This window comes from Micromonospora sp. NPDC048871, assembly GCF_043198155.1.
Lineage (GTDB): Bacteria > Actinomycetota > Actinomycetes > Mycobacteriales > Micromonosporaceae > Micromonospora.
This window is the reverse complement of the sequence record NZ_JBICUM010000002.1, coordinates 155,798-179,242: the sequence shown is the minus strand read 5'-3', so window position 1 is coordinate 179,242 and position 23,445 is coordinate 155,798. Positions and strand designations below refer to the sequence as shown.

At 73.5% G+C, this 23,445-nt stretch carries 19 protein-coding genes and 2 pseudogenes; 5 read left to right on the top strand and 16 right to left on the bottom strand.

The features are described from left to right. Positions 1 to 144 precede the first annotated feature (144 nt). The 15 genes from ACGFIK_RS05435 to ACGFIK_RS05365 all read right to left on the bottom strand — a co-directional run bounded on the left by ACGFIK_RS05435 (position 145) and on the right by ACGFIK_RS05365 (position 14,963). Entirely contained in the window at positions 145 to 1,068 is a 924-nt protein-coding gene (locus ACGFIK_RS05435; protein WP_327025372.1) for a hypothetical protein, read from the bottom strand. Further along, entirely contained in the window at positions 1,065 to 1,664 is a 600-nt protein-coding gene (locus ACGFIK_RS05430; protein ID WP_327025373.1) for a phage tail protein, read from the bottom strand. Before ACGFIK_RS05430 ends, ACGFIK_RS05435 begins: the two co-directional genes overlap by 4 nt. Continuing rightward, positions 1,645 to 4,242 carry a putative baseplate assembly protein gene (locus ACGFIK_RS05425; protein WP_327025374.1) on the bottom strand — a complete coding sequence of 866 codons (2,598 nt, stop codon included), beginning with the start codon at positions 4,240 to 4,242 and terminating at the stop codon, positions 1,645 to 1,647. The genes ACGFIK_RS05430 and ACGFIK_RS05425 overlap by 20 nt, the downstream gene beginning before the upstream one ends. Then, positions 4,239 to 4,688, bottom strand: coding sequence for a GPW/gp25 family protein (locus ACGFIK_RS05420; protein ID WP_393337846.1), 450 nt, complete (start codon positions 4,686 to 4,688; stop codon positions 4,239 to 4,241). Before ACGFIK_RS05420 ends, ACGFIK_RS05425 begins: the two co-directional genes overlap by 4 nt. Further along, a complete protein-coding gene (locus ACGFIK_RS05415) occupies positions 4,685 to 5,023 on the bottom strand; it encodes a hypothetical protein (RefSeq protein WP_393337843.1) in 339 nt (112 codons plus the stop codon). Before ACGFIK_RS05415 ends, ACGFIK_RS05420 begins: the two co-directional genes overlap by 4 nt. Next, on the bottom strand, positions 5,023 to 6,618 hold the full coding sequence (locus ACGFIK_RS05410; protein WP_393337841.1) for a phage baseplate assembly protein V: 1,596 nt from the start codon (positions 6,616 to 6,618) through the stop codon (positions 5,023 to 5,025). The genes ACGFIK_RS05415 and ACGFIK_RS05410 overlap by 1 nt, the downstream gene beginning before the upstream one ends. Next, on the bottom strand, positions 6,615 to 7,355 hold the full coding sequence (locus ACGFIK_RS05405) for a hypothetical protein (protein WP_327027087.1): 741 nt from the start codon (positions 7,353 to 7,355) through the stop codon (positions 6,615 to 6,617). Before ACGFIK_RS05405 ends, ACGFIK_RS05410 begins: the two co-directional genes overlap by 4 nt. A 1,605-nt stretch (positions 7,356 to 8,960) precedes the next feature. Then, complete coding sequence (locus ACGFIK_RS05400; protein ID WP_327025378.1) at positions 8,961 to 9,440, bottom strand: phage tail protein; 480 nt, start codon at positions 9,438 to 9,440, stop codon at positions 8,961 to 8,963. A 1-nt stretch (position 9,441) separates the two neighbouring features. Next, entirely contained in the window at positions 9,442 to 10,668 is a 1,227-nt protein-coding gene (locus tag ACGFIK_RS05395) for a phage tail sheath subtilisin-like domain-containing protein (RefSeq protein ID WP_327025379.1), read from the bottom strand. A 29-nt stretch (positions 10,669 to 10,697) separates the two neighbouring features. Then, a complete protein-coding gene (locus tag ACGFIK_RS05390) occupies positions 10,698 to 11,384 on the bottom strand; it encodes a carboxypeptidase-like regulatory domain-containing protein (protein WP_327025380.1) in 687 nt (228 codons plus the stop codon). Next, positions 11,381 to 11,989 carry a glycine zipper family protein gene (locus ACGFIK_RS05385; RefSeq protein WP_327025381.1) on the bottom strand — a complete coding sequence of 203 codons (609 nt, stop codon included), beginning with the start codon at positions 11,987 to 11,989 and terminating at the stop codon, positions 11,381 to 11,383. The genes ACGFIK_RS05390 and ACGFIK_RS05385 overlap by 4 nt, the downstream gene beginning before the upstream one ends. Positions 11,990 to 12,002: 13 nt before the next feature. Then, positions 12,003 to 12,338 (bottom strand): hypothetical protein, encoded by a 336-nt coding sequence (locus tag ACGFIK_RS05380; RefSeq protein WP_327025382.1) that lies wholly within the window; start codon positions 12,336 to 12,338, stop codon positions 12,003 to 12,005. Between the two features lie 83 nt (positions 12,339 to 12,421). Then, positions 12,422 to 13,312: an LppM family (lipo)protein gene (locus ACGFIK_RS05375; protein WP_327025383.1), complete on the bottom strand. Its 891-nt coding sequence runs from the start codon at positions 13,310 to 13,312 to the stop codon at positions 12,422 to 12,424. A 222-nt stretch (positions 13,313 to 13,534) separates the two neighbouring features. Beyond that, a complete protein-coding gene (locus tag ACGFIK_RS05370; protein ID WP_327025384.1) occupies positions 13,535 to 13,960 on the bottom strand; it encodes an FAD-dependent monooxygenase in 426 nt (141 codons plus the stop codon). Positions 13,961 to 13,982: 22 nt separating this feature from the next. After that, positions 13,983 to 14,963 (bottom strand): LacI family DNA-binding transcriptional regulator, encoded by a 981-nt coding sequence (locus ACGFIK_RS05365; protein ID WP_327025385.1) that lies wholly within the window; start codon positions 14,961 to 14,963, stop codon positions 13,983 to 13,985. Between the two features lie 161 nt (positions 14,964 to 15,124). Here ACGFIK_RS05365 and ACGFIK_RS05360 point away from each other — a divergent pair, with 161 nt between their 5' ends. Together ACGFIK_RS05360 and paaI are read left to right on the top strand one after the other, a co-directional pair. Further along, entirely contained in the window at positions 15,125 to 16,339 is a 1,215-nt protein-coding gene (locus ACGFIK_RS05360) for an MFS transporter (RefSeq protein ID WP_393337835.1), read from the top strand. A 256-nt stretch (positions 16,340 to 16,595) separates the two neighbouring features. Beyond that, a pseudogene (paaI, locus tag ACGFIK_RS05355) lies at positions 16,596 to 16,967 on the top strand (hydroxyphenylacetyl-CoA thioesterase PaaI); the annotation flags it as partial. A gap of 717 nt (positions 16,968 to 17,684) precedes the next feature. Here paaI and ACGFIK_RS05350 read toward each other — a convergent pair. Further along, positions 17,685 to 18,845, bottom strand: a pseudogene (locus ACGFIK_RS05350) (adenylate/guanylate cyclase domain-containing protein); the annotation flags it as partial. A 200-nt stretch (positions 18,846 to 19,045) separates the two neighbouring features. Here ACGFIK_RS05350 and ACGFIK_RS05345 point away from each other — a divergent pair. The 3 genes from ACGFIK_RS05345 (at position 19,046) to ACGFIK_RS05335 (ending at position 23,429) form a co-directional block, all read left to right on the top strand. Then, entirely contained in the window at positions 19,046 to 21,919 is a 2,874-nt protein-coding gene (locus tag ACGFIK_RS05345; protein WP_327025386.1) for an AAA family ATPase, read from the top strand. A gap of 86 nt (positions 21,920 to 22,005) precedes the next feature. Further along, positions 22,006 to 22,776, top strand: coding sequence for a DUF5995 family protein (locus ACGFIK_RS05340; protein WP_327025387.1), 771 nt, complete (start codon positions 22,006 to 22,008; stop codon positions 22,774 to 22,776). Positions 22,777 to 23,018: 242 nt separating this feature from the next. Continuing rightward, a complete protein-coding gene (locus ACGFIK_RS05335) occupies positions 23,019 to 23,429 on the top strand; it encodes a hypothetical protein (RefSeq protein WP_327025388.1) in 411 nt (136 codons plus the stop codon). Positions 23,430 to 23,445: the final 16 nt, after the last annotated feature.

The window sequence follows — 23,445 nt, the reverse complement described above, 5'->3', positions numbered from 1 at the left end:
CCCACCCGGCCCGTCACCCTCACCCCAAACCCCCTCCCTCGCCGCCCTCTCCCGCGCCCGCCCTTCGCCCTGTTGATCAAGAAGTTTGCGTCTGGGTGGCGCTGATTTCTGACGCAAACCTCTTGATCGACAGGGGCTGGCGGGTCAGAGGGGGGATGGGGGGAGTTCGGTGAAGCGGATGGTGTCTATGCCGGCGAAGTAGCGGTCCGTGCTCTGGGTCTTGCCGATCACCACCAGGGTGATCTCGTGCGGGCCTGCGGCCAGGCGGACCTGGGCCACGTCGAGCCAGTCGGTGATCCGCACCTTCGGGGTGAAGCCGATGAACGGGTCACCGACCTGCCGGCCGTCGACCAGGAACGCCACGTTGGCGTAGTCGGGGGCGGTGGTCATCACGGCAGAGAACTGCCAGGTGGCCTCGGCGGGCAGTTCCACCCGCACGGTCACCCGGTCGTTGATCGCCCGGCCCAGGAAGAACAACTGGGCGTCCTGCGACCAGACCACCTGGCAGCAGCTGGTCTGCACGATGACGCTCGCCGGGGAGTTCGACGGGGACCCCACGACGGCGGTGGGCACCAGAGTCTCCGCCTCGACGGTCACCACCCGGGGCGGCAGCGGCGGGGCATCCTCACCCCGGGTCACCAGGAACACCACCGTGGCCGAGACGACGAGCACCAGGGCCGCCGCGGCGGCGATCCAGGGCCAGGGCGTACGCTTCGGCGGCGCCACCGCCCGTACCTCGTAGGTGACCCGGCCGCTGGAGCGGGAACTCTCCTCCGGGGCGGTGTTCGCCGAGTAGGCGAACCCGGTCATGTCGTAGCGCCTAGGCGGAGTCCCGGCCGGCACCACCAGGCGTACCAGGAAGGACACCGAGCCCTGCGCGGGCACCACCCGCTGGGGTTCGGTGACCGTGAACCAGGCCCGCTGGGTCCCCTCGCCGGGGGCCACGTCGAACACCACCGTGTCCGGGGCGAGCCCCGGGTTGGAGACGGTGAAGGTCAACTCCCCGGCGTTGCGGGCGTCCAGGGTGAACTGCTCGGCAGCGGCGACGACGGTCCATTCGGTGGTCATGACGGCTCCTCCGGAGCAGGATCGACAAGGTCAGCGACGGCTGGGCTGGGTCCGACGGTGGCCCGGCCGACCGCCCGGCCGGGCGCGGGGGCGGCGGTGACCACGATCTCGGCGGTGACCGCGGCCGGCTTCTCCGCCTCGACGATGCGACCGATCAGGGCCAACTGCCCGGCGGCGTCCGCCGGCACCCGGACCACCACGTGGAAGGGCCGGTCGGCCGGCTCGTCCAGGACGAAACCGGTGACCCCGGTGGCCAGTTCCAGGGCGGTGCGCAGCCCGTACGGGGTGCCCCGCCAGGCCGCCAGACGGGCGCCGTGCGCCACCAGGTCCCGCAGTCGGCTCAGCGGCAGCAGCAGGGGAGCGTCCCGCCGGGGGGCGGCGACCAGGTGGTCCATCGCCACCCACCGGGCCAGGTAGGCCACCATCTCCCCGGGCGCCTGGTAGGGCGTGAACAGGGCCTCGACCTCGGCCAGTACGGCCTCGTCCGGGGCGTGCAGCCCCTCCATCACCTCCAGCAGCGCCCACAGCACGCTGCCCGGTACGCAGGCCCGCTGGTACGCCGCGGGCAGCAGCCGCTCAATGCCCGCTCGCCGCATCGTGGCGCACCACCTCTATGTCGTGCTCGCCGGAGCAGAGCAGCCAGGTGTCCGGCACGGTCACCACGTCGGCCGTGGCCTGGTTGGCGCTGGCCGACCAGTCCACCGCCTCGGTGCTGCGGAACACCCCCCGTTCCCCGCCGGCCAGGATCAGTCGCGGGGTCCCGGAGGCGGCGGCCACCGCGTCCACCGGCATGAACCGGGTCCGGTCGCGCAGCGGCAGCCCGCAGTTGACCGACACGGAGGCCCACTGCGGCTGGCCGGCCAGGGTGTCCAGCCGCAGCACCCCGCCGCTCTGGGTGGCCGCCAACGCCACACTGCCGCTGAAGGTCAGATCCCGGCAGGTACCGCCGATCCACCCGCCCTGCATCGCCTGCCACTTGACGTCGGACTCGAACAGCCGGGCCCGGAAACAGCCCTGTCCGGGCTTCTTCGGATCCGGCTCACCGGTGCCGCTCCACAGCAGGGTGGCCGGGCCGTCGTACTGCACGGCCAGCACCCGGTTGTCCACATTGGCCAGCCCGACGTGGGTGAAGCTGCCCGGACGGCCGGCGTTGCCCGACAGGTACACCCCGAACCCGGCCTGGGCCGCCACCGCCACCCCGGGGGCGCCCCGTTCGGAGACGAAGGCCCGCACCGCGTAGAAGCCCCGATCGGCGTCGGCCGGGTCGACCAGGATCTGCAACGGCACCGCGCCGGGCAGCAGGGACACCTCGTACAGGCCGGTGTCCGTGGCGACCAGCAGGGCACCGGCGCCGTCCCGGTCGATCCAGGCCAGGTCGCTGATCCGGGCCTCCAGGTCGGCCAGCAGGGACCAGGTTTCCCCCAGGTCGGTGCTCAAATGCACCCGGGAACCACCACCGGTGCGTACGGTGGCCACCGCCACCGAGCCGGGGCGGGCGACGATGCCCGGTCGGACCGGGGCGGGAGCGGGGGCCACCCGCTGCACGGTCTCCCCGGTGAAGCGGCCGACCGGCTCCCAGCCGGCACCGGCGTTGGTGGAGCGGAACAGCACCTCGGCGCTGCCGGCGTACCAGGTGTTCGGCTGGTACTGGTCGGCGGCCAGGGTACGCACCTGGTTGTCCGGGGCCTCGTCCACCACGAACCGCACCGACTCGACGTAGCGCACCCCCGGCTCGGCGTGCTCCAGCAGCCGGTACACATTGGAGGCCCGCAGCGGCTCGCCGAAGGCCCACCCGGTCGGGTTCAGGGCGGTGGGCAACGGGCTCAGGGTCTGGTGCAGCCGGTCGTGGATGCGTCGACGGACCGCCTCGACGTCCTCCTCCCCGCGGACCACCACCCGGGCCCGGATCGATACCGCCTTGTACCGGGCCCAACTGGCCCGGCAGGTGGTGCCCAGGGACCGACGCCGCTCCAGATCCGCCTCGACCCGCAGCCGGGTCTCCTCCACCTCGTGTTCGCGCAGCACCTGCACCGGCAGCCCACCGCCCGGCCGAGCCTGCGGCGGCACGTACGGCACCAGCACGGTCTCCACCTCACCCGGGCGGGCGAAGCTGTAGACGGCGGCCCGGGTGAAGGCCCGGGCCCGCGCCACCCCACCGGCGGCCGTGGCCAGCACCTCGAAGTCGCGGGCGGTCACCGCCCGCTGCTGGGCGAAGAAGGCGTACGGCCCGCGCAGCAGCACCGACTCCATGCTCTCCATCTCCCGGCCGCCGACCGCCGGCAGCGGGTTGACCACCTTCACCCCGGGCAGCGGATCCCGCAGACTGGTCAGGGTGCCGGCTGCCACGTTGCCGGTGGGTCCGCCCCCGGCGCGGTACCACAGCCGCACCTGCCGCCCGGCCGGTGGCACGGCCGCGACCGGGCCGTCGCCGAAGCGCAGCGACCCCGGTTCGGTGGTCCGCAGGTCCAGGGCGGGGGCGAAGGTGATCGTGCCGGAGCAGCGGTCCACCAGGTACGCCTTGTCCTGGGGACCCAGACCGGCGAAGCTGTCCACCGGCCGCCAGACCTCGAAGATGCGGCCCTGGTGTTCCCGGGCCGCCGCCCCCAACTCCACCGACCCGGCCGGCACCTCCACCCCGAGCAGCAGATCCCAGGCCTCGGCGGTACGCGCCAACGGTGCCCGCGCCGCCCGCAGCACCTGCCCCGGTGCCCCGGTGCCCACCCCCAGCAGTTCCGCCTCGACGAGTTCGCAGTGGTGCATCCGTACGGTCACCTCCTGCTCGCCGACCCCCAGCGAGGCCGGTTCACAGGTGACGAAGACGACCGGCCTGGGGTCTGCGCCCCGGGCGGCGGCCACCCGGGTACCGGCCGGGATCCGCAGCGGCGTCTCGTCCGACCCGGTCCGGGTGAAACGCACCTGCGCCCAGGCCGCGCTCGGCGCGTGCCGGGTCACCCCGAGCAGGTTCAGGAAGGCCACGTACGCCTTCTCCGGCAACTGGTTCAGCCGGTAGATCATCACCTCGGTCAGGTGCGCGAACGCCTCCAGCAGGGCGATGCCGGGATCGTGCGCGGACAGGTCGGTCCAGCCGGGACAGGACTGCTGGATCCGCTCCCGGGCCTCGGTGACCAGATCCAGGAAGCTGCGGTCGTCCAGGTGCGGCACGGGCAGGGTCATCGCCCCTCCTCGGGGCCGGGTACGGCGGAAGGTTCCTCGTCGACCGGCAGCAGGTCCACGGAGAAGACCAGGTGACCGGGGGCCAGGCTGGCCCGGATCCGGTAGTCCAGCCGGATCACCAGCCGCCAGGCGTCCTCCGGGTCGGGACCGGCGTCGACATCGAGTACGTCGATGCGGGGCTCCCAGCGGGCGATGGCCGCCCGCACGTAGTGGATGGCCAGACCGGCCGTGGTGTCGTCGTTCGGCGCGAAGACCAGCCGGTGCAGCCGGGAGCCGTAGCCGGGTCGCATCAGCCGCTCACCCGGGGTGGTGGACAGCAGCAGAAACAACGCCTGGCGTACGGTCTCGTCGCCGTCGGTCATGGCCAGCCCACCGGCCGCGGTGAGCCCCAGCCCGCCGCCCCGCCCCGGGTCGAAGCCGGCACCGACGAACCTGATCGCCCTCATCGGTCGGCCCCCACGAACCGCTGCCGAGGATCGCGGACCCGGTAGGTGACCTGACCCGGGGGACTACCGTCGGTGAACCCCTCGAGGTGGGACAGCACGACCGGTCGACCGTCCACCCGGATCCAGTGGCTGTAGCCGACCGCCACCGGTTCGGTCTTCGTGCAGGGTTTCACGGTGGCGCCGTAGTTGGGGCAGGCGGCGATCGGCCGACCCAACGGGTCGTCGGCCACCAGGGCGGGGACCCCGGCCAGGGTCACCCACCGCTGCGAGGGCTGGTTGCTGACCCGGCCGTCGTGGTCGCACCTGATCACGGAGTCGCGGTGTATCCAGCGCATCAGCGGCCTCCGTCGTGGTGGGCACGGGCGAGTGAGCGGGCCTGCTCGGCGGCGGTGTCCGGGTCCTCGACCGCCTCGGCGTGCAGGAAGTCGACACTGCGGGCCCGCACCACCATGGCCCGCCCCGGGGCGGAGAGCACCAGGTCGGTGGCGGCGTGCAGGGTGGCCAGTTCGGGGGTCAGCTCCAACCAGCTGCCGGCCTCCGTGCTCAACCGCAGACTGCGGGCCACGTCGTCGATGACCACCTGCTGCCCACCGGCGGTCCGCAGTGACCACCGCCGGGCCCGGCCCTCGTCGACCCCGGTGTCGTACGGCTCGACCGCCCCGAACAGGGAGCCCAGGACGACACCGGAGGCCGGCTCGCCGCCGGGCAGCGCCACCAGCACCCGGTCCTGCGGGTCGGGCAGCGCCACCAGGCCCTTTCCCGGGCCCGCTCCGGGGCAGAGCACCCCCAGCCAGCCGGCGTCGGCCCCGCCGTAGGCGGGCAACTCCACCCGTACCCGACCCAGCCCGGCGGGGTCGGCCACATCGGTGACCGTGCCCAGGGTGACCACCGCCGGTGCGGGCGGCCCGGCCGGCGGTGGTGGCGGGGGAGCGGTGGAGAACCGGGTCAGATGTCCGTCGGCGTCCAGGGTGTGCACCACCTCGGTGAGGACGTAGCTGCCCGCGACCGCCTCGGCGACCCCGGCCAGGAGCACCCGGCGGCCCGGCCGCAGGGCCGGGTCACCCTCGGCCGTACCTTCGGCGGTGACCAGGGCGGCGGCCCGCAGATCCAGGCGGGCCTGGGCGAGGGCGGCGATCTCGTCGTCGCTGCGCCCCGGCTGGTCCAACGCGGTACGGGCGCCCTCCGCGCCGACCACGGCCGGATCCGGTTCGACCGGGGTACGGCGTCCGCAGCGCGGGGTGGCGGTGCTCTGCGCGATCGGTTCGGCCCGCTGGGGGTGCCAGCCCAGGGCGGTGCTCTCCCCGGCGGCGGTGTCGGCGTTGACGGACAGCCGCAGGTCGTGCACCCGGTGGCCGAGGGCCAGGGGGACCGGCTCGCCCTGACCCCGCAGGGTCACCAGGTGCAGCACACCCTCGTGGACGGTCAGGTGCAGCCCGGCCCGGCCGGCCACCGCCAGCAGCAGGTCCAGGTCGTTGGCGTGGTGGTGGGTCAGCCGTTCCAGCCGGGGCCCCTCGGACTCCGCCTCGACCCGCAGCCCCAGATCGGCGCAGAGTTCACCGGCCAGGTCGGCGGCGGTGACCGACTCGAAGACCCGCAACCGTTGCCGCTTGCGCAGCCGGTGCAGCAGGTCGTACCCCCGAACCCGCAGGGTGGCGCCGCCGTCGGGGTGGTACTCCACCTCGACGGCGGTGACCTCGCCGCTGAACAGGGTCTCCGGGTGCCCGTCGAGCCGGATCTGCAGGCTGGCCCCGAGGCGTACCGGGCCGGTCAGGGCCGCCGGACCGGGGGCGGTCGTCAACACCGCCTCGCACTGGGTGGGGCGGTTCAGTCGGGCGGCCACCCGGACGGTACGCAGTTGACCGGGCAACGCCTCGGACAACGCGACCCCGTCGATCAGCATGATCAGCGCCCGGGACGCCACATCGGTCATCGCCCACCTCCGGCGACCGTGGTCTCGGGCAGCGGCGGCACGGCCAGGGGGGTGCCAGGGGGCAGGGTCAGGGGGTCGGTGATCCGGTTGTGTTCGGCCAGCAGCCGCCACCGCAGCGGCGACCCCAGCGCGTCGTGGGCGAGCAGATCGAAACGTACGCCGGAGGAGTCGGCCGAGCCGCTGCCGTCACCGGCGGCGACCACGGTGGTGCCCGGCGCGACGGCCGGGGTCTGTGCGGCGGCCAACTCCTCCGCGAAGCCCTCCCGGGCTCGGTCGGCGTCCTCGGTGACCCGGACCAGCTTGAGTCGCAGCCAGGACCGACGCGGTGATCCGGTGGCGGTGAAGGCGTCGAACCGTTCCGCCACGGCGACGATCACCCCCGGCACGTTCCAGGTCTTGCCCCAGACCAGCCGGACCAGCGGGGGCCGCACCCAGCCGTGCTCCACCGCCGAGTTCTCCGCCAGCAGCCACAACGGCCGGGTCAGTTCCCGCACGTCGGCGGGGCGCACCTGACCCTCGGCGAAATCGGTGTCGAACAGCAGATCGAGGACCAGTTCGGTACGCCCACCGCCGGTGAAGACCAACGAATCGTCGGCCCGACCGGCCCCGGTGAGCTGGGTGCCGCCGGTGCCCCGACGGCGTACCCCGGCGAGCCGGGTCACCTCGACACTCTCCGGGTTGAGCAGGCAGTCGATCCGCTCGCCGGTGGCGTCGATGAGGAAGGCCACCCGTTCCATCACTCACCCGCCTGTTCCCGGTCGAGCCGACCCCGGTGCGCGACCTCGTCCCCGGCCGGCTCCGGCACCGACCACAGCGGAGCGTCATCGGGCAACCTCGGCCACGGCCCGGCCACCACCCGCCGCTGACCCGCCCGACCCGCCCGACCCGCCCGACCTGGCCGATCCGCCTGATCCGTCCGATCGAGGTCCGGCCACGGCCCTCCGTCCCCGGTCAACCGCTCGGCACCGGCTCTGCGCCCCTGCCCGTCGCTGTTGCCGCGCTTTTCCCTGGTAAAGCGCGTGACGTCAGCCCGCGCCGTGACGTCGGCCCACCGCATGCCATCGGTCCGTCCGGGGGCATCGGCCTGCCGGGTGGCTTGGGCCCGCCCTGCGACATCCGCCGGCCCGGTGACATCCCTCCGCCCGGTGACATCCCTCCGCCCGGTGACGTCCGCCTGCCGGGTGACGTCGGTTGTCCCTGCGAGGCCACCTGGTGTCCCAGCGCCCGGCCACAGCCCGTCCCCGACCACGACACGACCGCCTGGTCGGCCCCCGGTCACGGGCGGGTCGGCGACCTGCTGCCTGTCCTGCGCGGTGCTCAGATCATCGACCGCCCGAAGCCAGCGGCCGACCCGGGCCGGGTAGGTGCCCTCACCCCACCCGCCAGGTCCGCCGTGCCCGGTCGACGCGACAGTCCCCGGCCGAGGGCTGATCGCGGCACCCAACGGAGCCCGCGCCGACGACGGCCGATCTGACGTATCCACCCGTCGCCCCGTTACCGGCAGCCGTGGGATCGGAGCTGCCCCGCTGCCATCCAGCCCGCCGAGCGCCCGAGGTGACTCTCCCCGGTCCTCGTCGCTGCGGCCCGCCCCGGCGCCCTCCGCGCTCCTGCCCCCCGATCCGCCGCCCACTGCGGTGCAGCCCTCGGAGATGCTGCCCCCTGCGATGCTGTCTGTGCCGTACCTCGGCATCGCTTCACCATCCCGGGCCATGGTCATGTCGATGCCCTCCGGCCCGACCCGACCGGACTCGACCGGACTCACGACAGCCCTCGCCGGCTTGGGTCCCCCTCCCGCAGCGCCCTGAGCGGCCCGGCCTACTCCTCCCACCCCCCTTTGCTCTGCTTCACTCCACGCAATGCCCGGTGTCCGGTATCCGGACAGTGGCCGTTGCGTCGGTTGAGGCAGAGCAAAGGGGGCGGTGGAGGTATGCCCGGGAACCGCGGGTGGGGCCGAGGCCTGACCCGGACGCGGGCCCGACGCCTGATCCGGGGCCGAGACCGGGGCCGGGACCGAGGGCGGGACCGAGGCCAGGGCCGAGGGCGGGAACGGGGCCGGGGGTGGGGCATGGTTCAGAGTGGTCGGATCGTGGGGCGAGACGATGGTGTCGCCGGCGTTCGACCTGCCGTTGGCCGACACCGGCGTGGCCGGCGGCGGGCCGTCGAGGGCCAGGTCGCGCAGCAGGCCCGGGGCGTGTGCTTCGACCACCCGCAGCCAGTGCTCCGGTGGCTGGCCCGGACGGCGGTCCGTGGCATCGGCTGCCGGCCGGGCCGTCGCGGGGGAGGCTGGGGCGGCGAAGCGGTCCACGGCCTGTGCGGCGGATCGCAGCAGGTCGGCCAGCCGGCTAAGCGGTCGTCGGCGCGGCACCGCCGGCCTCCAGTTCCAGGCTCTCGTAGCGCAGGGTCAGTGCCGCGATGGCGATCTCCTGGCTGAGGGTGTTCAGGTGGGCGCCGCGCCAGTTCGTCGGCCAGGCGTTGATCAGGTTCCAGCGCAGCACCTCGGCGGTGCCGGCGGAGTCCAGCAGCACCACGGAGACGTTGCGGCGATTGACGGTGCCACGGGCCACCGCGTGCACCCAGTCCCACAACTCCCGGGAGGAGGTGAGGCCGAAGTGCAGAGTGACCGGGCCGTACTCGACCTGGCCGGGGATCATCCGGATCCGGTCGTTGCCCTGCTCCCGGTACGGTACCGCCGCGATGTTCACCTCCAGGCCGCTGACCTCGGTGAAGTGGCCGTTGGTGACCCCGTTGACCAGCAGCTTGAAGTTGTAGGCGCGGTACGGGTCGACCGGGGCGCCCGGCTGGGGTGTGGCCGTGGTCGGCATGTCAGCCTCCAATCGTCTCGGTCTCGGTGCCACCGGCCCACTGGCTGAGCTTGAACACCACGAATTCGGCCGGCTTCACCACGGCGATGCCGATGTGGGCTACCACCATCCCGGCGTCGCGGACGTCGGCCGGGTTGGTCTCCTCGTCGCACTTGACGAAGAACGCCTCCTCCGGCGTACGGCCCAGCAGGGCCCCGTCGCGCCAGACCCGGGTCAGGAAGGCGCCGATGTCCCGACGGATCGAGCGCCACAGGGTGAAGTCGTTCGGCTCGAACACCATCCAGCGGGTGCCGTTGGCGATGGCCTGTTCGATGGCGATGGAGAGTCGGCGTACGTTCAGGTAACGCCACTCGCTGGCCTCGGCGGCGAGGGTACGCGCGCCCCAGACCCGGATGCCCTCGCCCGGGAAGTAGCGGATCACGTTGACCCCCTTGGGGTTGAGCACGTCGTGCTCGGCCCGGGTGACCAGGTGACCCAGGTCGACCGCGCCGCGTACCGGCTCGTTGGCCGGTGCCTTGTGCACCCCGCGCAGGGCGTCCGTGCGGGCCCAGATGCCGGCCACGTGCCCGCTCGGCGGGGTGAGCACCAGCTCACCGGAGAGCGGATCGCGTACCCGCAGCCAGGGGTAGTAGAGGGCGGCGTAGTCCGACTGCCGGGGACGATGCGACACCGGGCCCCCACCGGCGGCCGGGGTGTCCGGGTCGGTGGTGTCGCTCGGCTTGGTCGGGCGGGTGGAGCCGGGGGTGGCGACCCGGGTCAGGGTGGAGATGTCCTCGACGTCCGGCGGGGGGTCGCAGATGGCCACCATGGTGCGGGTACGTTCGGCCAGGCTGAGCAGGGCCTCGTACGCCACCGGGTCGTGGAAGCCGGGTGTGGCCACGATGGAGACCTCGTCGACGGCCTCCAGCAGGTCCAGGCCGGCCCGTTTGCGGCCGGTGCCGGTGACCGCGCCACCCTCCCCGACGTTGACCACCCAGCAGCGGGTACCGCCGTTGTCCAGGAAACCGAAGACGGCCCGGGCCAGCGGGGTGCTCTCCAACTCGTCGCCGTCGGCGTACAGGCGCAGGAAGTCCGTCCAGTTGTTCACGGCGAGGGCCTCGCCGAGGTGTGCGGTGCGGTGCGGCGCGACACCGACGAAGGCGGCGGTGCTGGTACCGACCGGTCCGATCGGTCGCGCGGCGCCGGGCACCTCCTCGACGTAGATGCCGGGTGAGAAGTAGGTGGGCATCGGTCCTCCCGGAATCGGGTGTCGGTGGATCAGTGGGCCGGTGGGGCGCAGACGATGACGATGTCGGGTTCGGTCGGGTCGACCTCGGCGGTGAGCACCTGACCCCGGCCGGTGAGTCGCAGCCGTACCGGGCCGGGGCTCTCGGGGTCGTGGGGTACCCCGACGATCCGGAACCGGCCGGCGGAGTCGGTGCGGGTCGCGTACGCCTGACCGACGACCTCTACCCGCATGGCCGCAAGTGGCTGCGCGGCCGGGCCGACCACCCGGCCGTCGAAGGTCAGTATGTCCAGTTGGCGCAGCCGCAGGGGGTGCAGGACCGGCGCGGCCGGCCGGCGCTCCGGGGTGACCTGGACCGGCACGTCGATCAGCAGCGCCGGTCGGGGCGGGGTACCGAAGGTCGTCCACAGTGCCGGGTCACCGGCCTCCAGGGTCAGGGTGTGGCCGCTCGTGGTGGTCGCCACCAGCACCCGGTCCAGCGCCGCCAGGGCCTGCGGCCCACCCGCAGCGAGCAGGTAGCGGACGGTGAACCGGTAGGGCTCCGATCCACCGGTGCCCCGGGTCTGCCGGGCCGGTCGCAGCTCCAGCGGCCAGAGGGTCAGCCCGGTCGGGTCGCTGTCCGGCCCGGGTGGGCCGACCGCGACGGCGTCGCCCGCCGCCCCGGTCAGCCACCCCGCCAGGTCGGCTGTGGCGCCTTCGATCGGACCGGGCCCGCTCATCGCGGTGGGGTCCCCTGAATGCGGTACGCGATGGCCTCGTTCCACACGTGCGGGTAGACCCCGATCTCGAAGTACCGGGTGAACCGGTTGATCGGCGCGCCCGCGTGGTCGTGGTAGAGCAGCCACACCGGGGCGATGGTGAACAGCACGTAGTTGGCCACGACCAGCGGGATGTAGAGCGGCCCGAGCAGCCGGGCCTGGAAGATGTGCACGTCCTCGTGCCGCTGGATGCCCGGCCCGGACCCGGCGCAGACCGTGCCGAGGGTGGTGGCGTACCGGGGGGAGACCCCCTCCAGGACGTTCACCCGGCAACTGTGCGCGGAGGTGGTGCGGTCCAGGGAATGACCGAACAGCAGGTGTACGGCCAGGTAGAGCGCGCCGACGCCGGTGTTCGGCAGGCTCCAGGTGTGGTCGACCACGAACAGGAACACCCCTCGCGGGTCCGGTCCGTAGACCCGGGCCGACGCGATCGCCCAGCCGAAGACCCCACCGACCAGCAGGCCCAGGGTGGCGCCGACGAGCAGCCCGACGATGCCGCCGACGAGGTGACCGAACACCGCCCCGGCGGCGACGTGCACGGCGGCGCTGATGATGCCGAAGACCATGACCCTGCTCCGTTCAGGCCCAGGAGCGGATGAAGCGGGGCTCGTTGCCCTGCGCCAGTTGGATCGGGGTCGCCTGCCGGTTGCCGGGGGGCAGCTGGTTGATGCCGAGGGCGGCGGAGAAGATGACCAGCCCGTTGAAGAACGCGATGATCCACTTCTCCGGGCCCGCGTCGGTGGCGAAGGCCGCGGTGAGGTACGACAGCGCGAGCGCGATGCCCAGCGCTATCCACTTGCGCGCTGTGTCGGCGCTGGGGCCGATCAGGCCCCCGATGACGTTCGTGGTGAGCAGGGTAGCGGCGCTCGCGCCGGTTAGGCTGCCCAGCGCGGCCCAGGTGAAGAGATCGTTCATCGCCGATCTCCCTTCGATCGGGTGGTGCGGGGTGGGGAGGAGAGTGTCCGTCCGTCCGTCCGGGCGGGCGGCAGCCGGCCAGGTCAGCCGGCACCCGGCGGACCGGGAATCGTGGTGCGCGGCGCGGCCGGAGTGGCTGCGGGCGCACCGTCAGTGGGTTCGACGGCCGTGGTGGCGTCACCGGCCCCACCGCCGTCGGTGGCCGTGGTCACTTCGCCGGCCCCACTGCGGGTGGCTTCGGTGGCCGTGGTCGAGTCGCCGGTTGCGCGGCGTCGGCGCAGCAGCAGGACGACCAGCAGGGCGCCGAGCAGCAGCACCACCGCGCCGGCGGTGATGAGCAGCCACGGCAGCCCGCCGGTGGCGTCGGTGTCCGCGGCGGCGGAGGGTCGGGGTGGCGCCTCGGCCACGGCACGTAGTTCGGCCGGCTTGGGCTCGTTGGGGTTGACCCGCCAGGTCACCGTCCGGTCGTTGACCTGGCCGCCGGCGTTGACGTCGAGAACGCGGCCGGGGAAGGTCACGGCGATCTCGAAAGACATCAACGACATGAATCTGGCTTGATTCTCCGGGTCCTGCTCGGCCACTTTCCCGCCGTACTTTTTCGGATCAAGCGGCAGGGTGAAGACGTATCGGTCGTTCGCCCGGACGATGCGCAGGCTTTCGCTGTCGAATTGATCGAGCGGCACATTCCGGTAGTTGATCTGAAAACCGAAGTGGGTGTCGGTCGCGTACGGCGTTTCGGGGCCGGGCGGCAGCGCGGGGATGTTCTGCCGAAGGTCGGCGAACCCCTGCTCGACGGTCTGATTGTTCCAGGTCAGGACCTTGCGCTCGGCGGTCAGCAGGAGTTGCCCGCTGACCGTGTCGTCCGCCTTGACGGTCAGCCCGATATTGAGTTGCATGCAGCCGGAAAGGGCCGCCAGCAGGACCAGGCACGCGACACCCTGGAGTGTCCTGCTGCGCCCGCTCCCACTTCTCATGGGCACAGTGTGTGCGCTTTCCGGCCGAGCCATCAGTCAGCGATCAGTCATAAGCAAGTCGCCGATCTTACCGATGGTCAGTCACATTCAGCCGAGGGCGCAAGGCGCATGAATCGATATTCTGAAGGGTTCGGGGCTCAGGTGATCGCCGGAGGTCGCCAGTCGGCATGACGTGCCATGCTGCGCAGGGCCGTCCGGTCGGGTGCCAGCCAGGCCAGGGTGTCACGTACCGCGACCGCCACCGGATTGCGCAAGTTCTGGCCGTACCGCGCCATCTGGGCCGCCGCCCGCGCGATGGCCTGGCTGCGGGGGCGCCGCCGCGTGCAGGAACGCCGGGACCTCGGTGCCGGGGTCGGCCACGGCGCCCAGGGTGACCGCGTCCTCGATCGCCTGGCAGCCGCCCTGCCCGAGGTTGGGCATCATGGCGTGCGCGGCGTCGCCGAGCAGCGCCAACCGGCCCCGCACGTAACGGGGCAGGGGCGTGGCCAGGTGGTAAAGGTCGTGCCGCAGTACCGCCTCCGGTGCGGTGGCGGCCAGCAGCGCGGGAATCGGATCGTGCCAGTGGCCGAAGTGTTCGCGTACCAGGGCCAGTTCGTCCGTGGCACGCCCGCCCGGCGCGGCCGTCCGTGACCTGCTGCGGGCCCTCACCAGCTGAGCGGCGTGCCGAGGCTCAGGCGGTTTCGCGTAGCACCAGCGACGACGGGAACAGGGTCACCGGCGGTGCCGGACGCTGCTCCAGCACCATGCTCGCGGCTGCCCTGGCGATCCGCCGCACCGGATGGCTCGCCGTGGTCAGGGCGGTCACCGAGGCCAGCGGGATGTCGTCGAACCCGGTCACCGCGACGTCGGCGGGCACCCGTACCCCGTCGGTCCGCAACTGGTCGATCACCCCCAGCGCGGTCGCGTCGCTGACCCCGACGATCGCGTCGGTGTCCGGCCAGCGGTGCAGCACCTCCCGGGCGGCCTGCCGGCCGCGCGCCACACTGAAGTCACCGGCCACCTCCCGGATCGGCAGGCCGGCCGCCCGCAGCACGCCCCGGTAAGCCTCCACGGAGCGGTGGGAACAGGCCAGCCAGGCCGGGCCGGTCACCATGGCGATCCGCCGACGGCCGGCGGCGTACAGGTGGCGGACGATCGCGCCGGTGCCGCCGCCGTTGTCGATGTCCACCGAGGGTACGGCCGTCGAACCGATGCCGATCGAGGCGGTCCGCCCGTGCAGACGGCGCGGCACCACATCGAGCAACGCTTCCGTGGTGTTGACCAGCAGCAGACCGGCCACCGCACGATCGTCGGCCAGCCGGGCCAGCTGTCCCGGCTGGTCCAGCGGCACCCACGCCACCGTCACCCCCAGCCCGTACGGGGCGCAGACCTGCGCGGTGCTGCTGACCACCTGGTCCAGGTAGCTGTCGTCGAGCACAGTCGGCGAGGCGCCGGCCACCGCCACCAGCAGGCGTACGCCGGCACCCCGGACCAGCGCCCTGGCCGCCGGGTTGGGCACATAGCCGAGCCGGTCGGCGGCGTCGCGCACCCGCTGTCGGGCGACCGGTGAGGCGAAGCCGGTCTCGGCGAGGACCCGCGACGCCGTCGACCGGGACACCCCGGCCGCACGGGCGACATCCTCCAGGGTGGCGTGCCGTCGTGTTGTCGTCATGTTGTGCTCCCCGTTGCCTGTCCGGTGCCGTCGTGCGGGTGTCTCGAGCGCATCATGCCTCGCCGCAGGGCCGGTCGGTAAGGACCGGGAGGATTGTTCTGGTAGCGCTCCCAGGTGTGGGATCGTGGCGAAGGTCAGCACCAGGAGAGGAACGCGAACACGTGGATCCCAGCGCCATCCCCACGGCCCCGCCGGTCGGAACCGGCCCGTCCCGCGCCGTGCTGGCCGCCCGCAACGGTGTCGCCGTGGTGTTCGCCCTCAACGGGCTGGCCGTGGCCACCTGGTTCGCCCGGGTGCCGGCGGTCCGCGACGGCCTGGACCTGACCCCCGGGCGCCTGGGGTTGCTCCTGCTGGCCATGTCCGCCGGCTCCATCGTGGCCATGCCCACCGCCGGCCTGGTCACCCAGCGCCTCGGCACGGCCCGCGCGGTGATGCTGTCCACTCTGATCCTGACGGTCGGGTTGACCATCGCCGGGGTGTCGGCAAGCGTGCTCGGTTCGTTGGCCGGAGTGGCCGTGGGCCTGTTCGGCCTCGGGTACGGCTCCGGCAGCTGCGATGTGGCGATGAACATCGAGGGTGCGGCCGTCGAACGGCGGCTGGGGCGTACGGTGCTGCCCCGCTTCCACGCCGCCTGGAGCCTGGGTGGGGTGGCCGGTGCCGGGATCGGGGCGCTGGCGGCCCGGCTGGGGGCGCCGATCGGGGTGCACCTCAGCGTCCTGGCCGCCCTGGTGCTCGTCGGCACCCTGTTCGGGGCGCGGGCCTTCCTGGCGGTCGAGCCGGAGGCGCAGCCCAGCACTCCGGCGGACCGTCGCCGCCGCCTGTTCGCCGCCTGGCGGGAGCCCCGCACCCTGCTCATCGGTCTGCTGGTGCTGGCGGTGGCCTTCGCCGAGGGCAGCGCGAACGACTGGCTGGCGGTGGCCTTCATCGACGGGTACGGCTTCGGCGAGGCGGCCGGGGCGGCGGTCTTCGGCCTCTTCGTGGTCGGCATGACGGTGGGTCGCACCCTCGGCACGGTGGCCCTGGACCGGTGGGGGCGAGGGCCGGTGCTGACCGCCACCATCGGGCTCGCCATCGTCGGGGCCGCCCTGGCGGTGCTGGCCGGCTCCGGCCCGATCGCGGTGTTCGGGGTGCTGCTGTGGGGCCTGGGGGCCTCGCTGGGCTTCCCGGTCGGCATGAGCGCCGCCGCCGACGAGGAGGAACACGCCCACGTCCGGGTCAGTGTGGTGGCGGTGATCGGCTACACCGCCTTCCTGGCCGGGCCGCCCCTGCTGGGCCTGCTCGGCGACCGGGTGGGCACCCTGCACGCCCTGCTGGTCGTGCCGATCCTCCTGCTGCCCACCCTGGCCCTGGTCCCCGCCGCCCGCCCGCCCCGCTGAGTCGAGATCCTGGTACGAAACCGCCCTTGGAGGGGCACTTTCGTACCAAGATCGGTCGGTCCCCGGGGAGGGTGCCGACCTCGGTGAAGTCGGCGGCGGAGAGGGCGGCCAGGTGGCAGGGCGATGATCCTGGGGCCGTCGGCGGGTGCCGGCGGCCCCTGCCACCGGCGATAACATGGTCGTCCCCCGGGCGGGGTCCGCCCGACCGCACGGCCTCAGGAGTCAGGTGGAACCGCAGCGCACCGCCGCGCATGAGATGTTCGAAGCCGATGTCGCCTCGAACCGGCTCGGCATTGAGTTGATCACGGCGGCGCAGGGTGCCGCGGTGGCCCGGATGCGGATCACCCCCGAGATGGTCAACGGACACCGCATCGCCCACGGCGGCTTCGTGTTCCTGCTCGCCGACACCGCCTTCGCCCTGGCCTGCAACAGTCACGGACCGGTGACCGTGGCCGCCGGTGGCGAGATCACCTTCGTCCGCCCGGCCTTCGAGGGTGACCTGCTGCTGGCCCGCGCCACCGAGCGCACCCGGTACGGGCGCAGCGGGATCTACGACGTCACGGTGACCCGCGCGAACGGGCAGGTGGTGGCCGAGTTCCGGGGCCACAGCCGAGCCCTGGGCCCGGCTGCGGTCGGCGACGACGCATTGGTGCCGAGGCAGGACAGCGCCGGGGCGGTCGCCGGCCACCCAGGCTGATCCACCCGGCCGGGCCGGTGCGGCACCGGCCGCCCGCGGACCACTGCCGGACCGCCACCGCCGGGCGGGGGTGGCGACCGAGGAGGGTGTCGGCTGGCACCCCTCCTCCGGCTGGTCCACGGTGGCCGTGGCGGCCCGGCGGGCGAAGGTGGCCCGCAGCCTGCGGGTCAGCCGGGCGGCGGCGACCTCACCCAGCACCGGATCGGCCAACCGGTACCCGCCGGTCGGCAGGGCCACGAGCAGCCCCGCCACGGCCAGGGCACACAGCGCCCCCTGGGCCCGCCGCACCGACCAACCCACCGTGTGCGCCAGCCGGGCCGCCGAGCGGTGGGTCGAGACGGTGGCGGCCAGCAGGGCCACCCGCAGGGGATCGTCGAGCCGGTCCAGCCGGGCGTCGACCACCCTCCGCACGCTCTCCGGTACGGCCGGGGCCGAGGTGTCGGAGTCCAGGGCCTCCACGTACGCGACCGCGTGTCCGGGGTTGCCGCCGACCAGGGGGATCAGGTGCGGGACCAGGGCGATCGGCCGTCCCGCCCGGCGCAGCAGTCGACGCAGCAGCCGGCCGGTGGTCACCGGGTCCAGGGCACGCAACCGCACCCGGGCCCACCCGGTCACCTGCTCGGTGCCGGTCGCCACCAGCGCCAACGGCAGACCCCCGGCCGAGGCCTGGTCCAGCAGCAGATCCAGTTGGTGTCGCAGGGCCGGTGCGGCCCGGTCGAGATCGTCGACGGCCACCACCACGGGTTGTCGTCGGGCCAGGTCCAGCAGCACCTCCCGCCAGCAGGCCGCCGCCCGGGCCCCGGTGCTGCCGGCTGCCCCGGTCACCGCCTCCGCCGTAGCCGCCAGGCGCTGCGGCGACACCTGACCGTGCAGGGCGGTGGAGAGGCGGTGGCGTACGGTCGCGGGGTCGTCGGTGTCCCGGACCCCGGCCAGCCCGCGCAGCAGGTCCACCACCGGGGTCAGGGGACCGTCCGGATGCGGGGGACAGGCCGTCACGCACCAGCGGATCGGCCTGCCGTCCACCGTGGTGACCCGCCGGACCAGCTCACCCAGCAACCGGCTGCGGCCGGACCCGCGCGCACCGGTCAGCAGCAGGCCCCGGGGGCCGTGTCCGCGTACCGCCCGGTTCAGGTGGTCCTGGGCGGTGGCCAGCTCCCGGACCCGGCCCAACAGGGGCACCTCGGCCGGGGGTGGGGTGGGACGCAGGGTGCCGGTGGCGTGCCAGATCTCGATCGGGGCGGCCCGGCCGGCCACGGTCACCGCCGGGGCCGGCTGCTGGGCGATCAGGCCGTGCACCGCCCGGTGGGTGGCCGGGCAGAGCGCCACCCCACCGGGAGGCGCGTACCCCTGCAACCGCGCGGCCAGGGTGGTCACCGCGCCACTGGCCACCCCGTGCCCACCGTCGTGCCGGATCCCCAGGTCCACCACCGCCTCGCCGGTGGCCACCCCTACCCGCACCCGCAGGCCGGGGGCCAGGGTGGAGCTACGGCGGTCCAGGGCCCGCTGGATCTCCAGGCCGGCCCGCACCGCCCGGTACGCCTGCCACCCGTCCCCGTGCCGTGCCCCGAACAGGGCCATCACGGCGTCGCCGACGTACTTCTCGACCGCGCCGTCCCAGCGGCGCAGTATCCGGGCGACCGTGCCGAAGTAGACCCGTTGCAGGGTGCGGATCTCCTCCGGATCAAGTCGGCCGACCAGCTCGGTGGAGCCGACGATGTCGACGAAGAGCACGGTGACGATCCGCCGCTCCTCGGTCGTCGACCAGGGCCTTCGGCTGGTCGACCCGCATGCGCGGACGATGGTGGACATGGGCATCGAGACGCACCCGCCTCTCCTGCAGATGTGGGTCGACGTTGCCGGGGAGACTGCCATCGCGGGTCTGACCGGCGGATCGGCAGAACGACGTATGTCCGACCTGCGAAACCGGTCGGTCGCAATGTGGAGGCGGGCGGTGAGCAGGCTCCCGCGGTGGTAGAGGGCGACCGGCGGCTGTGACTAGGCTGCGAGCCATGGCCAGCGACGTGGACAGCACACCGCTCGTCGGTCGGGCCGACCTGGTGGCGGCGACGCGGGCCGCGCTGCTCGACGACGTGCCGCCGGCCGGCACGGCCGCCGTCTTCCTCACCGGTGAGAGTGGGGTTGGCAAGACCCGGCTGCTGCGCGAACTCGGCCGACGGCTGGGCGAGGCGGGTGCCCTGGTGCTCACCGGCTCCTGTCTGGACATCGGCGACGCCTCGCCCCTGCACCCGCTCCGGCAGGCGTTGCGCCGCCTCGACGCCGACCTGTCCCCGGCCGCCGCCGCCTCGGTCCGGGCGCTGCTGGCGATGTTCGCCGACGAGGCCGCGGGCCCGGACGGCGCGGGGGCCCTGCTGGAGCGGGTCGCCCGAGGGCTCAGCGTGATCGCCGACGGCCGACCGGTGGTGCTGGTCCTCGACGACCTGCAATGGGTGGACCGGACCACCCGGCAGTTGCTGCTGTACCTGCTGGCCGGTCTCGGTGACCTTCAGCTGTCGGTGCTGGCGGCGGTGCGTTCGGAGTCCCTGCAGGGTGCGCATCCGCTGCGTCGGGTGCTCACCGAGCTGCGTCGGCTGCGGTCGGTGCAGGTGCTGGACCTGGCCCCGCTGGACCGGGCCGCCGCCGAGCAACTGGCCGCCGCGGTGGTGGGCCGGCCGCTGCCCCCCGAGGCGGTGGAGCGGTTGTGTCGGCGCAGCGGCGGCAACCCCTTCGTCGTCGAGGAACTGGCCCGCGATCTGCGCGACGGCCGCGACGGGCTCTCCGACACCCTGCGGGAGGTCTTCCTGGCCCGGGTGGACGCGCTGCCTCAGCCGGCGCACCGGGTCGTGCACGCGGTGTCCGTCGGGGTGGAGCCGGTCGAGCACTGGCTGCTGGCCCAGGTGCTGGGACTGCCCGAAGAGGAGCTGTTGGAGGCGGTCCGGGCCACCGTGGCCCACCGGTTGGTGGTCGGCTCCCAGGACGGCTACCGCCTGCGGCACCGCCTCGTGGCCGAGGTGCTGGAGGACGAGTTGCTGCCCGCCGAGCGGGCCGTGCTGCACCGCCGCTACGCGGAGGCCCTGACCGGGGCGCCGGGGGAGTTGCACCAGGCCCGGCTGGCCCACCACTGGCGGTTGGCCGGCGAGCCGCAGCGGGCCCTGCCGGCGGCCATGGCCGCGGCCCAGGAGGCGGAGCGGCTGTACGGCTACGCGGAGGCGCACCGGCACTGGTCGGTAGCGGTGGAACTGTCCCAGGACCTGCCCGATGCCGAGCGGGCGGTGCTGTTGGGGCACGCGGCGGAAGCGGCCCACCACTGCGGTGAGTACGCCCGCGCGCTGACCCTGCTCGAACGACTGGCCGAGATCGACACCGACCGTCCCGAGTGTGAGCTGCACATCCGTCGGGCCCGTTACCTGGCCGCGGCGGGTCGCTCGGCGTTGGCCGAGGCGGAGTACCAGCGTGCCCTGGACGCCGCCGACTGCAGCCCTCGGCAACGGGCCACGGCCGCCGCGCGCCTGGCCGAGCTGCTGCTGCAACTGGGCCGGTACGCCGACGCCGGCCAGTGGGCCAAGGAGGCGTTGAGCCTGGCCGAGCACGCCGGTCAGGCCACCACCGAGCTGGTGCTGGCCAGCATGGCGCTGGGTTTCTCCGAGGCGTACCGCCAGGATCCGGACGCCGGGTTGGCGGTGCTGCGCCGGGCCCTGGCGACCGCCGAGACCGCCGGCCGTCCGGAGGACGTCGCCCTGGCCTACCTGCATCTGGCGGAGTTGCTCACCGGGCCGCTGAACCGCCTGGAGGAGGGGGTGGTGGTGGCCCGCCGGGGCGCCGAGCGGGTGGCCGAGCTGGGGTTGGGGCGCAGCTACGCGACCCGGCTGCTGGCCATCGCCACCAACGGGCTGTTCCGGGTGGGGCAGTGGGCCGAGGCGGCGGAGGTGGTCGCCGCGGCCCTGCGGCACCGCCCCAGCGGGACCGACGCGGTGGAGTTGCTGCTGGCCCGCTGCCGTCTCTCGGTCGGCTGCGGCGACATCGAGGCGGCCGACCGGGACCTGGACGCGGTGGCCACCATGCTGGCCGGTGGGGGTGCCCGACACGTCTTTCCGCTGCTCACCCTGCGGGCCGGGCTGGCCATGTGGCAGCGCCGCCATGATGTCGCCCGGCACGCGGTGCAGCGGGGGTTGACCGAGACCCGCTCCGACGACCTGGTCATCCTCGTCGTGCTGGTCTGGCACGGCCTGCGTGCCGAGGCGGAGGCGAAGGCCGACCGGGTGCCGGTCGACGATGAGGCGGTGCGCCGGTTGCGGCAGATCGCCGACCGGGTGGCCGAGCGGAGCGAGCGCGCGGCCCAGCAGGTACGCGACGTGATCTCCGGTTATCTGGTGCTCTGCGCCGCCGAGATCAGCCGGCTGGAGGTGGCCGATCCGGACCTGTGGGCCCGGGCCGCTGCGGAGTGGGACCAGCGCAACCATCCCTATCCGGCGGCGTACGCCCGACTGCGTCAGGCGGATGCGTTGCTGACCCGTCGGCGGCGTACCGCGACCGCGGGCAAGCTACTGCGGCAGGCGTACGAGATGGCCCAGGGGCTCGGCGCGGTGCCGTTGACCGAGGAGATCCGTACCCTGGCCGGTCGGGCCCGGGTGACCCTTGAGGATCCCGGCCCGTCCCCGGCCGGGCCGGGCGACGCGGCTCTGGCCGCCCTGACCCCCCGCGAGCTGGAGGTGCTGGCCGCGATGGCCGAGGGGCTGACCAACCGGGAGATCGGCCAGCGGCTGTTCATCAGCGAACGCACCATCGGGGTGCACGTCTCGCACATCTTCGACAAGCTCCAGGTCCGGACCCGGGTGCAGGCGAGCACCAGCTACCTACGTAGTCGCGGGCAGGTCTCGGATACGTAGTTCTACTGATGTGACCGGGGTGATCCGCCTGAAAGGCTGAGCCTGGCGCCGCACGGCACCAGGGCGGCGAGCAGGGCGGAGGGGACATGAGTGAGCGGGTCTGGGGGCCGGTGCACGGGGACATCGTGGACCTGCTCGCCGACCACCCGGCGGACGTGCCGGCGGTGGTCGACCACCTGACCAAGTTGCAGGATCTGCTGGTCCGGATGCCTCCGCTGCTGGACAGTTGCCCGCTGGCCGACTTCAACAAGCTGTACCTGACCATCACCACCAGCGTGCTGGACGGCCTGTACGCCGACCGGTTCGTCGACCCGGCCTTCCTGGCCCGGCTGGACGTGGAGTTCGCCGCCCGGTACTTCGACGCGCTGCGGCTGTGGACCGAGTCCAGTCCGGGTACGCCCAAGGCCTGGTCCTGCCTGTTCGAGCGGATGCAGGGCCCGGACGCCCGCCCGCTGCCCTCGGCGGCGGCCGGAGTCAACGCCCACATCAACTTCGACCTGCCGTTCGCCCTGGTCACCACCTTCGATCACCTGGAGTCCGAGCCGGTCGACGGTAGCGACCAGCACCGCGACTACCTGGAGATCAACAAGATCTTCGCGGACAAGATCCCCAGCCTGCGTCGGGGCTACCTGGAGCGCTGGCAACTGCTGATCGACATGCTCAACGGGGAGATCGACGACTGGTACCAGGGCGAACTGATCGGCTACACCCGGGACGTCGCCTGGCGCAACGCGCAGCGGATCTGGCGGTGCCGTCACGATCCGCGCCAACACGAACGCGAGCGCAAGCGGCTCGACGAGACGGCCGCCGCGCTCGGCCGGTTGCTGCTGTCGCCTCTGGGGGCGCTTCTGCAGTAGCCGGGAGACGGGGGTCCCCGCGCCCGCCCGGTGGGGCGGAGCGCGGGGGCGGTCCGCCACCGGGACCACCGGGGGCGTGCGGGGTCGACCGGCCCGGGGGGGTGTCGGTCGGCCCCTCACGGGTACGCCGCGACCATGACCCCTGCTTCTCGGCGCCGTCCCGCGACCCGGCCGAGGCCTCGCCCGGCCGCCCCGAACCGTCCCGCCCGCCCGGGGGACCGAGTCGGCCGGGGAGTACGCGGATGATCGGGCAGCGCTTCGGCTTCCGCTTCGATCCGCTGTGGCGACCCCTGCTGGCGCTGCTCGGGGTCCGACCCTCGACCGCCTGGGTGCAGGTCGACCCGGAGAACCTGACGGTGCGGTTCGGTCCCTGGCGGCTGCGGACCAGCCGGGACAACGTGTGGGGGGTCCGGACGACCGGCCCGTACCGCTGGTGGCGGGCCATCGGCCCGCACCTGTCGGCCGCCGACATCGGGGTCACCTTCGGCAGCAGCACCGCCCAGGGGGTCTGCGTACGGTTCGGGCGACCGGTGCCGGCCCTGCTGCCGGGCCGGTGGCTGCGGCACCCGGCGGTGACGGTGACCGTCGCGGATCCGCAGGCCCTGGCCCGGGCCCTCACCCCGGTACCCGAGGGGGGTACCGACCCGCTTTGACCGTTTCGGCGAGGTG